The 12,026-nt window shown below is 66.8% G+C and carries 7 protein-coding genes; 6 read left to right on the top strand and 1 reads right to left on the bottom strand.

The genetic code is table 11. The features are described 5' to 3' along the window. Positions 1 to 114: 114 nt before the first annotated feature. Positions 115 to 2,181 (bottom strand): glycoside hydrolase family 97 protein, encoded by a 2,067-nt coding sequence (locus ACTJI4_RS12110; protein WP_440869483.1) that lies wholly within the window; start codon positions 2,179 to 2,181, stop codon positions 115 to 117. A 256-nt stretch (positions 2,182 to 2,437) separates the two neighbouring features. On the opposite strand from ACTJI4_RS12110, the gene ACTJI4_RS12105 reads away from it, so the two are divergent. The 6 genes from ACTJI4_RS12105 (at position 2,438) to ACTJI4_RS12080 (ending at position 11,997) form a co-directional block, all read left to right on the top strand. After that, positions 2,438 to 4,639 carry a Six-hairpin glycosidase-like protein gene (locus ACTJI4_RS12105; protein WP_440869482.1) on the top strand — a complete coding sequence of 734 codons (2,202 nt, stop codon included), beginning with the start codon at positions 2,438 to 2,440 and terminating at the stop codon, positions 4,637 to 4,639. Continuing rightward, entirely contained in the window at positions 4,636 to 6,123 is a 1,488-nt protein-coding gene (locus ACTJI4_RS12100) for an MFS transporter (protein ID WP_440869481.1), read from the top strand. The genes ACTJI4_RS12105 and ACTJI4_RS12100 overlap by 4 nt, the downstream gene beginning before the upstream one ends. Further along, the gene (locus ACTJI4_RS12095; RefSeq protein ID WP_440869480.1) at positions 6,123 to 7,844 is read left to right on the top strand and encodes an alpha-amylase family glycosyl hydrolase; all 1,722 of its coding nucleotides are present in this window, start codon (positions 6,123 to 6,125) and stop codon (positions 7,842 to 7,844) included. The genes ACTJI4_RS12100 and ACTJI4_RS12095 overlap by 1 nt, the downstream gene beginning before the upstream one ends. Positions 7,845 to 7,917: 73 nt before the next feature. Beyond that, on the top strand, positions 7,918 to 8,298 hold the full coding sequence (locus ACTJI4_RS12090) for an SseB family protein (protein ID WP_392915529.1): 381 nt from the start codon (positions 7,918 to 7,920) through the stop codon (positions 8,296 to 8,298). 140 nt (positions 8,299 to 8,438) lie between these two features. Next, positions 8,439 to 9,938, top strand: coding sequence for an ATPase domain-containing protein (locus ACTJI4_RS12085; protein ID WP_392915531.1), 1,500 nt, complete (start codon positions 8,439 to 8,441; stop codon positions 9,936 to 9,938). Next, positions 9,928 to 11,997, top strand: coding sequence for a PAS domain-containing protein (locus tag ACTJI4_RS12080; RefSeq protein WP_440869479.1), 2,070 nt, complete (start codon positions 9,928 to 9,930; stop codon positions 11,995 to 11,997). The genes ACTJI4_RS12085 and ACTJI4_RS12080 overlap by 11 nt, the downstream gene beginning before the upstream one ends. Positions 11,998 to 12,026: the final 29 nt, after the last annotated feature.

Below are 12,026 nucleotides of genomic sequence, written 5' to 3'. Positions count from 1 at the left end.
CAATGCAGATGCCTTGCATGGAATCGGTTACATCGGACAATCGGACGCACGACCAACGGTCGTGCGCTACCAGCCATTCGGGGCGGCAGGTGACGACCGTTGGTCGTTACGCACTTACATGGGAACAAACCGGATCGCCTGCCCGCCGCCTGGTGCCAGCACGATGTTCAAGGTGTCGGCACTGCTGACCTCGCGGATTTCGCGCTTGAACGCGAACGGGTTGCGCTGGTAATCGGCGCCGTCGCCGTCGCGGTAGATCTCGGCGCGGTAACGCACGCCCGGCTCGAGGAACGGCAGCGGCACCGGCAGCGAACGCCCATGCTCATCGGTGATGCTGCCCAGGAACCAGTCGCGGCTGTTGCGGTCTTTGCGCGCAATGGTGACGTAGTCGCCCACTTCGCCATCGAGCACGCGGGTGTCGTCCCAGTCCACGGCCACGTCCTCGATGAAGCGGAACGCCTCGCGGTGCTGTTCATAATGCTCGGGCAGGTCGGCGGCCATCTGGATCGGGCTGTAGATCACCACGTACAGCGCCAGCTGGCGGGCCAGCGTGCTGGGGATGGCCTGGCCGTGGCGACCCTTCAGGCTGAGAATGCCCGGGGTGTAGTCCATCGGTCCGGACAGCAGCCGGGTGAACACCAGGTTGACCTCGTGTTCGGGCGGGTTCGGCGGCTGGCCCCAGGCGTTGTACTCCATGCCGCGCGCACCTTCGCGCGAGATCCAGTTCGGGTAGGTGCGGCGCAGCCCGGTGTCCTTGATCGGCTCGTGTGGGTTCACCGCGATGTGGCGCTTGGCTGCCTCCTGCACCACCTTCAGGTGATGGCGGGCCATGAACTGGCCGTCGTGCCACTCGCGCCACAGCGGGCCGCCGGCCGGATTGCGCCGGTCCACCTGGCCGTCGTCGCAGACATAGCCGCTCTTGAACGAATCCACGCCCAGCCGCGCATACAGGTCCAGGGCCGCGCCCAGCTGGTCTTCATAGTGCTCGATCGCACAGCCGGTTTCGTGGTGCCCGATCAGGTGCACGCCCTTTCTGGCGCCGTACGCCGACAGCGCCTCGATGTCGAAGTCCGGGGTGGCGCGGGTGAAATCGAAGGCGTAGCCGTTGCCGACCCAGTTGCCATCCCAGCCCGGGTTCCAGCCTTCCACCAGCACGCCGCGGAAGCCATGCCTGGCGGCGAAGTCGATCACCTTCTGCGTCTTTGCCGTGGTCGCCGCATGCTTCGGGCCGGTGGCCCAGCTTTCTTGATCCAGGTGCATCGACCACCACACGCCCAGGTACTTGGACGGCTTGACCCAACTCACGTCACCCAGCGCGTTGGGTTCGTTGAGGTTGAGGATCAGGTTCGATTCCACCAGTCCGCCGGCGGTGTCGCTGATCTGCAGCGTGCGCCAGGGCGTATCGAAGGGCAGGGTGCGGCGCACCTTCCAGCCTTCGGCCGACGGCGACAGCTGCGCGCGCAGGCGCTGGCCCTCGGTGCGCCGCAGCCACATGCCGGCGTAATCGACCAGCGCCGCCTCGTGAATCGCCACGTGCAGCCCGTCGCGGCTGCGCAGGGTGAGCGGGGTATGTGCCAGCGGCACCTGGTCCAATGGCGTGCGCTGGTACAGGTATTCGTAATGTATCGGCTCGCCAGCGGGAATCCACCAGGCGGTGGATTGCGGGGCAATGGCGAATTCGGTCAGCTCATCATCGATGATCGCTTCGCGCAGGCCCGGCTGCTGCGGGAAGTGGTAGCGGAAGCCCAGGCCGTCGTCGTAGAGGCGGAACACCACGTCCAGCCGGCGCTTGGCTCCGCTGCGCTCGCCCAGGTGCACGGTGATCTCGTTGTAGTGGTTGCGCACGCTGCGGCGCTCGCCCCACGGCTGCTCCCAGGAGTCATCGACGCTGCGCGTGTCCTGCCCGAGCACCGCCAGGTCCCGGTCCAGGCGGCCGTCGCGCAGCTGGAAGCCCAGCCTGGAGTCGGCCACCACGGTCTGACCCAGGCGCTCGACCCGGTAACTCGGGGTGCCGCCATCCAGCTGCAGCGAGACCTTCAGTATGTCGCCGGGTGAGCTGGCGCTGGCCACCGTGACCGGTTCAGCGTGTGCGGCGGTGATCCAGACCAGCAACGACAGTGCCAGCCAGGCCAGCGGGCGGGGCGCGGCAAGCGCGCGCAACAACGGCAAATCCAGGGGCATTTCCCCTCCCAGGGCAGTGCATATCCGCCCCGGACTATAGCCACGCGTGCCACGGCCTCACCGCGCCACGCCATGAATACGTATGCAAGCGGGCACCGATGTCATCTGTGCAGTGCGGCGGGCGACGGTCGTCGCCTACCATGCAGGCAGGCACCCTGGGAGGGGGCCGCGACGACAGCGCTCCGGCGCTGGCGAACCATACCGCGTGCAAGAAGGGAGGAAGGCCGACGGGCGCAAGCCGGTCCGCCGCTTTTCGATGCTGAAAACGATCTGCCTGACCGCTGCCCTTTGGGCGGCGCTGGTGTCCACCGCTACCGCGGCGGACCTCACATTCGATGGCCGCACCGCGCGTGCCACCGCCGCCGCCGATGGCAGCTTCCAGCTGCTGGCCGATGGCAGGCAACTGGCGATCACCGCCCAGCCGATGCACAGCCGCACCGGCAGCCTGATGTTCGATGCGCTGTTTGCGCTGGCCCAGGAGGAGCTGTCCGCCGACCGTGTCGATGCGATCCGCGACCCGGCGTTCAATTTTGGCAACCCGGTGGACTGCGAGTGCTTCCAGACCGGCGAGCGCTGGCCCTACGTGTGGACGCGCGATGTGAGCTTTGCCGCCGACCTGGCATTGAGCCGCCTGGAGCCGATCCGCGTCCGCAACTCGCTGCAGTTCAAGCTGTCCAAGGCCCGCGACGGGATTACCCCCGGTCTGTTCGTGGCGCAGGACACCGGTTCCGGTGGCAGCTGGCCGATCAGCAGCGACCGGGTGGTCTGGTTCCTGGCTGCGCGCAGCGTGCACGACAGTTCCAGTTTCATGACCGGGACCTGGCAGGCGCTGCAAGCCACCCTGGCACAGGACCGTGCGATGGTGTTCGACCCGCGCACTGGCCTGTATCGCGGTGAGACCTCGTTCCTGGACTGGCGCGAGCAGACCTACCCGGACTGGACCCGCCAGGACGTGCGTTTCATCGGCGAGTCCTTCGCGCTGTCCACCAACGTGCTGCACTACCAGGCGCTGCGGCTGGCCGAAACCTACGCGCGCGAGCTGCGCGATCCGCGCGCCGACCAGTACGCGGGCTGGGCCGAGGCACTGGCCAGGCAGATCGACGCGCGCTTCTGGCGCGAAGACGCCGGCATGTACATGAGTTACATCGGCGAAGCGGCCCACCCGGTGCCCTATGCCAAGTACGACCTGCTGGGCATCTCGCTGGGCGTGCTGGCCGACGTGTTCCCGGCCGAGCGCGCGCGCCGGTCGCTGGCCAACTACCCGTATGTGGAAGGCGGCAGCCCGGTGGTGTGGCCGCAGGAAGCGCAGCAGCCGATCTACCACAACCGCGCGGTGTGGCCGTTCGTCAGCGCTTACTCGCTGCGGGCGGCACGCAAGGTGGATGATGTCACGCGCATCCAGCGCGAGATCGAATCGCTGATGCGCGGCAGCGCGCTGGCCGGCTCGAACATGGAGAACTACGAGATGCGCACACTGGCCGTGCATGTCGACGAAGGCTCCTTGAGCGGCCCGGTGGTGAACTCGCCCCGCCAGCTGTGGTCGGTTGCCGGCTACCTCTCGATGGTGCTTGAAGGCGTGTTCGGGGTCGAAGCCAACGGCACCGTCGCGCCCAAGCTGCCGGTGGCGCTGGTCCCGCAGCTGTTCGGCAAGCGCGACAGCATCGAGCTCGACGACGGCACCAACCGCTACATCCTCAAGCGCCCGCGCACGCTCGAAGGCGACCTGCTCGTAGCAGGAACGATCAAGCGCAAGGGCAGCACCGTAACCGTCCAGCTCGAGCCGCGCAGGGACACGCCACGCGTGTCTGCCTTCCACGCAGACCCGGCAAACCCCAGCGCCTTCGCCCCGGCCACCCCCGTCGCCCCGGCACCAAAGAAGCGCGGCAACACCTGGACGATCGCCATCCCCGCCAACCACCAGCTCTGGCAGGACGGTAGCCCGGTGGGCAGCTCCGCCCCCCACACGGTCACCAACGACGGCCACCAGCACTGCTTCAGCCTCACCCGTCGCGAAGGCGCCCTCGAATCCCTGCACAGCCCGATGACCTGCATCGGCCCGCAGCAGCGCCTGCCGGGCGCAACCCAGTGGGCCTGGACTGCTGCCAAGCCGACCCGCGTGCGCATCCGCTTGGACTACGACAACCCGAACGGTCCGATCAACACCGGCGTCACCGCTGCCGTGAAGCAGCTGGCCGTCCAATGTGCAGGCCAGCCAGTCCAGCGCGCCACCATCGTGATGCCGCACAGCGTCGGCCCGCAGGATTCCACCGCCGCCGAATTCGATCTGCCCAAGGGCAGCTGCCGTTTCACCTTGGAACCTGGCTTCAACATGAGCGCACTGGAACACTTCGCCCAGTACAACGGTGGCAAGGGCGGCCGCGACGGCGTGCTCAACGCGGCCAACGTCCGCGCGCTGCTGCTCGCGCCGGTGGCCGGCGGCGCGGAGGCCACCCGATGAGCCGCACCGCCAAGCCGACCCTGTCGTTCTGGCAGATCTGGAACATGTGCTTCGGCTTCCTCGGGATCCAGTTCGGGTTTGCCCTGCAGAACGCCAACGCCAGCCGCATCTTCGAAACACTGGGCGCGCCGATGGACGCCGTGCCCGGGTTATGGATCGCGGCACCGTTGACCGGGTTGCTGGTGCAGCCCATCATCGGCTATCTGTCCGACCGCACCTGGACCCGCTGGGGCCGCCGCCGCCCGTACTTCATGATCGGCGCGGTGTTCACCACGCTGGCCCTGCTGGTGATGCCGAACTCGCCCACGTTGTGGATCGCGGCGGGCACGCTGTGGGTGCTGGATGCCTCGATCAACGTCTCGATGGAGCCGTTCCGCGCATTTGTCGGCGACAAGCTGGCCCCGCGCCAGCGGCCGACCGGCTATGCGATGCAGAGTTTCTTCATCGGCGTGGGCGCCATCGTGGCCAGCTTCCTGCCGTTCATCCTGGCGCACTTCGGCGTGGCCAATACCGCTGCCGCCGGCGAGGTGCCGCCGACCGTGCGCTACGCGTTCTACTTCGGCGCGGTGGTGCTGCTGGCCTCGATTGCCTGGACCGTGTTCAGCACCCGCGAGTACTCGCCGGCCGAGCTGGCCAGCTTCGACGACGCCGAGCCGCCTGCCGTGCACCAGGCCGCGCCTGTCGCCGGGCCGCCGCCGATGCTGCGGATCGGCGGCTGGATCGCGATCGGCCTGGCGCTGGCTGCGGCCATCGCCTGGCGCAATGGCGACAAGATGCTCTACGTGCTGGCCGGGCTGTGCATCGCCTACGGCCTGCTGCTCGGCGTGGCGCGGGTGCTGCCGGGCCCGCACATGCTGGCCACCATCGTCGATGACCTGCGCAGCATGCCGCGCACCATGCGCCGCCTGGCGTGGGTGCAGTTCTTCTCGTGGTTCGCGCTGTTCGCGATGTGGATATACACCACCGCCGCCGTGGCCGGTACCCACTTCGGCTCCACCGATCCGGCGTCGGCCGCCTACAACGAGGGCGCCAACTGGGTGGGCGTGCTCTTCGGCGCGTACAACGGCTTTGCCGCACTCGCCGCGCTGTTGATTCCGCTGATGGTGCGGCTGCTTGGCCTGCGCCTGAGCCACCTGGTCAACCTGTGGCTGGGCGGCCTCGGGTTGATCTCGCTGATGCTGATCGACGACCCGAAGTGGCTGCTGCTGTCGATGGTCGGGGTCGGTTTCGCCTGGGCCTCGATCCTGTCGCTGCCGTATGCGCTGCTGTCCGACAGCGTGCCGGCGGCCAAGATGGGCGTGTACATGGGCCTGTTCAATTTCTTCATCGTCATTCCGCAGCTGGTCGCGGCCAGCGCGCTCGGTTTCATGTTGCGCCTGTGGCTGGGCGGCAACCCGATGCACGTGCTGGCGCTGGGGGGCGTCAGCCTGTTGATCGCCGGGTTGTGCGTGCTGCGGGTACCGTCCCACCAGGAGGTTGTCTGATGCTGTCTCGTTCGCGTTTGTGGCTGGGCCTTTCGTTCGCACTGCTGGCCGGCAATGCCGTTGCCGCGCCGCGCCCCGAGTACGTGGGCACGCTGGAGCCGTTCGCCAGCGATGCGGTGTACTTCGTGGTCACCGACCGCTTCGTCAACGGTGACCCGTCCAACGACCACCGCGACCAGGGCGGCAAGCACCGCACCTTCGATATTCCGGTGCCGTGCCCGGACAAGGTCGACGGCAACATCGGCTACCTGGGCGGCGACTTCAAGGGCGTGCTCGACAATGCCGACTACATCCGCAACCTCGGTTTCGGCGCGGTGTGGATCACCCCGATCATCGACAACCCGGATGAAGCCTTCACCGGCAGCAAGCCGATCAGCTGCACCAGCACCCTGACCGACCGCGGCAAGACCGGGTACCACGGCTACTGGGGCATCAACTTCTACAAACTCGACGAGCACCTGCCCAGCGCGGACCTGGATTTCGCCGGGCTCACCCGCGGCCTGCACGATGCCAGACTGAAGGTGGTGCTGGACATCGTCGGCAACCACGGTTCGCCGGCCTGGACCATGCCGGTGAAGCAGCCGCAGTTCGGCCAGATCTTCGACAAGGACGGCACACTCATCGCCGACCACCAGAACCTGCCGCCGCAGCGGCTGGACCCGAAGCGCAACCCGCTGCATGCGTTCTACAACACCATCGGCCCGGTCGATGCGGACAAGGGCTCGATCTTCGACGGCAACCTGGCCGAGCTGGGCGACTTCAACCAGGACAATCCGGCGGTGATGGACTACCTGGTGGGCGCCTACCTGCAGTGGACCGCGCAGGGCGTGGATGCGCTGCGCATCGATACCATCGGCTGGCTGCCGCACCCGTGGTGGCATGCGTTCGTCAACCGGATCCGCGCCGAGCATCCGGACATGTTCATGTTCGGCGAGGCGTTCGACTATGACGCCAGCAAGATCGCCGAGCACACCTGGCCGAGCAACGCCAACGTGAGCGTGCTCGATTTCCCGCTGCGTGGCGCGATGTCCAGCGTGTTCGGCAAGGAGCAGAAGGGCTTCGAAGCGCTGGCCGAGCCGCTGCACCTGGTGGGTGGGCCATACGCCAATCCGTACGAGCTGATGAGCTTCTACGACAACCACGACATGGCGCGGCTGGATGCCACCGACAACGGCTTCATCGACGCGCACAACTGGCTGTTCACCGCGCGTGGCATTCCGGTGCTTTATTACGGCTCGGAAACCGGCTTCATGCGCAGCCGCGCCGAGCACGCGGGCAACCGCGCCTACTTCGGCCAGCCGCGCGTGGATGCCGCCCCACAGAGCCCGATCTTCGGGCCGCTGCAGCGGATCGCCAAGCTGCGCGAGGCGACCCCGGCCCTGCAGCGCGGGCTGCAGGTCAACGAGCGGCTGCAGGGCGACCAGGCTGTGTTCTACCGGGTACTGCAGCACGGCGACACCGCGCAGACCGCGCTGGTGCTGCTCAACAAGGGCGACACCGCCAGCACGTTCGAGGTGAGCCGCTACCTGCAGCCGGGCACCTGGCGTGATGCGCTGGGCGGCGGCAGCCTGGCGGTCAAGCAGAGCCTGAAGGCTGACGTCCCCGCGCATGGGGTGAAGGTGTACCTGCTGGATGCGGCGGTGAACCAGAAGGCGCTGGAAGCTGAGCTGGCCAAGGCAGTGGTGGATCAGCAGACAAGGACGGAACGTCTTTCCCGATAGGTACCGACCGTTGGTCGGTACACACCGGCCACCGACCAACGGTCGGTGGCTACCGGAAGGGTAGAATGGCCCCATGACCGAGCTCGCCCCCCTGACCCCGATCGAAATCCTTCTCCAATCCGCCATGGACGGGAGCACCCCGATCGGCGCCTTCATGAAGGCTTTCGTCGCCTCGGACGTGGTGCTGCTTACCGGCAGCCTGGTCACCCCCGACGGCAGCGGCTTCGATCCGCTGCTGTTCGACAAGCAGGGCACCCTGCACATAGCGGTGTTCACCCACATGGAGCGCGTGGGGTTCCACAACCAGCAGGCACCGCACACACTCCGCATGCAGATGCTGGAGGTGCTGAAACGCGTGCCGGGCGGCTACGGCGTCGTTGTCAACCCAGGAACGTCGCTGGGGCTTGAGCTGTCTCCAGCAGGCATTGGCGAGATCCTGAAAGACTTCGCCTGACACTGCCGCAGCGCGCCTCTCGACGCCACCGTGATCTCCGTGAACGCGTCCCCAGCGTGACGCGACCTGCAGATCTCGATCACACAATCCCTACACAGCGTCGATTGCTAGACTCGCCTCCGTCAAAACGGCGGACCTCTATGCAGACACAGTCTTCCCGCGTCACCATGGGTGTGCAGGGCCTGGACACCATCCTCAGCGGCGGCCTGCCTCAGGGCCGGCTGTATCTGCTGGAAGGCCCGCCCGGGTCGGGCAAGACCACGTTGTCCCTGCAGTTTCTGCTCCAGGGCCTGAAGCAGGGAGAGCGCTGCCTGTATGTCACCCTTTCCGAGACAGCCGAGGAGCTGCGCGAAGTCGCTGCCGCGCACGGGTGGTCGCTGGATGGGTTGCACCTGTTCGAGCTGGGCTCGGCCGAGGACGCGCTGGGCAATGGTCGCCTGCAGTCGGTTCTGCATTCGTGGGAAGTGGAGCTGGATGAAACAGTCAACCTGATCCTGGGCGAAGTGGATCGCATACGCCCCAACCGCGTGGTATTTGACTCGCTGTCGGAGCTTCGTCTGCTGGCTCAGGATTCGTTGCGCTATCGGCGCCAGATCCTGGCACTGAAACAGTACTTCGCGCCGCAGAGTGCCACCGTCATCCTGGTCGACGACCTGACCTCGGGCGCGGACGACCGCGACGGCCAGCTGCACAGCCTGTGCCACGGCGTGATCTCGCTGGAACGCCTGACCCTGGACTTCGGCCCGGCCCGGCGCAGGCTGCAGGTCCAGAAGCTGCGGGGCGTCAACTTCGTGGCCGGATACCACGACATGGTCATTCGTTCCGGCGGATTGGAGGTATTCCCGCGCCTGATCGCCTCGCAGCACCACGAGCCGTTCGGAGAAGACACCATCGGCAGCGGCGTGCCGGAAATCGACAACCTGCTCGGCGGCGGTCCGCTGCGTGGCACCTGCACGCTGTTGACCGGGCCGGCCGGCAGCGGCAAGACCAACGTGGCCCTGCAGTATGTATGGGCGGCCTGCGAGCGTGGCGAGACCTGCTGCATCTTCGAGTTCGACGAACGCGTTGGCACGCTGCTCAGCCGCGCAAAGGCGCTGGATATCGAGCTCGAGTCGCATATCGAGGCCGGCAGGCTGGAGATCATCCAGGTCGATCCGGCCGAGATCTCGCCTGGCGAGTTTTCCTGGAATGTGCAGAGGGCCGTCGAACAGCGGGGCTGCAGCGTACTTGTCATCGACAGCCTCAACGGCTACGTGGCGGCCATGCCACAGGAAAAGCAGCTGATGCTGCAGCTCCACGAAATGCTGTCCTACCTCAACCACAAGGGTGTGGCGACCTTCGTGGTCAACCCACAGCACGGGCTCGTCGGCACGATGTCCACTGGCAACCTCAATGTCTCCTACATTGCCGATGCGGTCGTCCTGTTCCGGTTCTTCGAGGCGCAGGGGCGGATCCGCAAGGCCATTTCCGTGATCAAAAACCGCGGCGGCGCGCACGAAGACACCATCCGTGAGCTAAAGATCAACGGCAGGGGCCTGACGGTCGGTGCGCCACTGAGGGAGTTCAAGGGCATCCTGACCGGTACCCCGGAGTTCGTAGGCGACTCGGCATCGTTGCTCAGCCATCCCTATGCAGGCTGAAGCGTGCGGCGGCGTGGCGCATATCGTCGCGCCGTTCGGACGCGATGCGGCCAGCATGGCATCGGTACTGGCCACGGCCGGCCTGAGCACCCGGGTTGCATCCACGCTGGTCGAGCTTTCGCGCGTACTGGATGACCAGGCCGGTGTGTTGCTCATCACCGAGGAGGCCGTGGCCAGCGGTACCGAGCCATTGCTCGCAGCCCTGGGCGATCAGCCCACCTGGTCGGACCTGCCGGTGATCCTGCTGCGCTCCCCGCGCGCACACCGTCGCTCCCCGTTCGACAGCCTGTTGCCCCGCACCGTCAACGTAGTCGAGCTTGATCGGCCACTGGGCAGCATCTCGTTGCTCAGTGCCGTACAGGGGGCGTTGCGCGCGCGCGAGAAACAATTCGTGGTGCGCGACCAGATGCGCGCGCTCGCCGAAAGCCGCAGCGCGCTGGAACGCAGCGAAGCCGAGCTGCGCCTGATCGCCGATGCGATGCCGGTGCTGATCGCCTTCGTCGACCGTTCGATGCATTACCGCTTTGCCAACAAGGCCTATGAGGCCTGGTTCGACCTGCCGGTGGGAGAGGTGATCGGCCGGCACATCCGCGACGTGGTAGGGGCCCGTGTCTGGGAGGAACGGTTGCCGATCATGCAGCAGGTACTGGAAGGGCAGGAGCATGTATTCGAAGTCAGTTGGCCTACCCGTGAGGGCCAGCGCCGTGACTGCGAGGTGCGCTACTCGCCACGGCGCGCAGTGGATGGCACGGTCGATGGTTTCCATGTCTTCGTCACCGACATCACGGTAGCCAGGCAGGCGTTGGAAGCCAGCCGGCAACACGCGCAGGAGCTGGAAACCGTGGTGGCCGAACGCACCTTGGAGCTGCAGGCGCAGATGGAGGCGCGCGAAGCCAGCGAGGCGGCGCTGCGCCAGTCGCAGAAGATGGAAGCCATCGGCCAGCTCACAGGTGGCATCGCGCACGATTTCAACAACATGCTTACCGGTATCCTGTCAGCCCTGGATATCGTGCGGCTGCGCCTGGAGATGGGGCGGGTGGACGACCTGGAGCGTTTCCTGGATACCGCCACCGCGTCCAGCCAGCGCGCCGCCGCCCTGACCCAGCGGCTGCTCGCGTTCTCGCGGCGACAGTCGTTGGACGCGAGGCCGGTCGAGATCAACGCACTGGTGGGGGCGATGCAGCAACTGCTGCGCAGCACGCTGGGCGAGACCATCCAGATCCGCGCGGAAGTGTCCGATACCCCGTTGCATGCGGCGCTCGACACCAACCAGTTCGAAAGTGCGCTGCTCAACCTGGCCATCAACGCCCGCGATGCCATGCCCAACGGCGGTGAGCTGGCACTGCGCGCGTTCCCGCTGACGCTTTCCGACGGCGAGCGTGCGACCGTACCGGCAGGCGACTACGCGGTGGTCGCGGTCTCCGATACCGGCGCCGGCATGCCGCCGGAGGTGGTGGAGCGCGCGTTCGAGCCGTTCTTCACCACCAAGCCGATCGGCAAGGGTACCGGCCTGGGCATGTCGATGGTATATGGCTTCATGCAGCAGTCCGGCGGGCACATTGCGATCGATTCCCAGCCGGGGCAGGGCACCACCATCTCGTTGTTCATCCCGCTCGTGGATGCCGTTGCCGGGCCGGAACCCTCGGCAGACCCGGCACCCGTGGCGTTGGGCGCGGGACAGTCGATCCTGGTAGTCGAAGACGATCCGCAGGTGCGGATGCTGGTGACCGTGGTGCTGGAAGACCTGGGCTACACGGTCGAGGTGGTGGGCGATGCCGACGGCGCACTGCCGGTGCTGGCGTCAACGCGGCGACTGGACCTGCTGGTGACCGACGTAGGCCTGCCGGGCATGAACGGCCGCCAGCTGGCCGAGATTGCCCGCCAGACCCGCCCCGAGCTGCCGGTGCTGTTCATGACCGGCTATGCGGAAAAGGCACAGGAGCGCTCGGCGTTCCTCGAACCCGGCATGAGCATGATCGCCAAGCCGTTCCCGCTGGAGGCCTTCAGCGACGCGGTACGCAGCGCCCTGGCCGATGCCGTCAGCGACGCCAGCGCCTGAGGCCCTGACCAACGGCACCCTGACCACCG

Source organism: Stenotrophomonas sp. 22385, from assembly GCF_052045085.1.
Classification (GTDB): Bacteria; Pseudomonadota; Gammaproteobacteria; order Xanthomonadales; family Xanthomonadaceae; genus Stenotrophomonas.
This window is presented reverse-complemented; position numbering and strand designations above follow the sequence as displayed.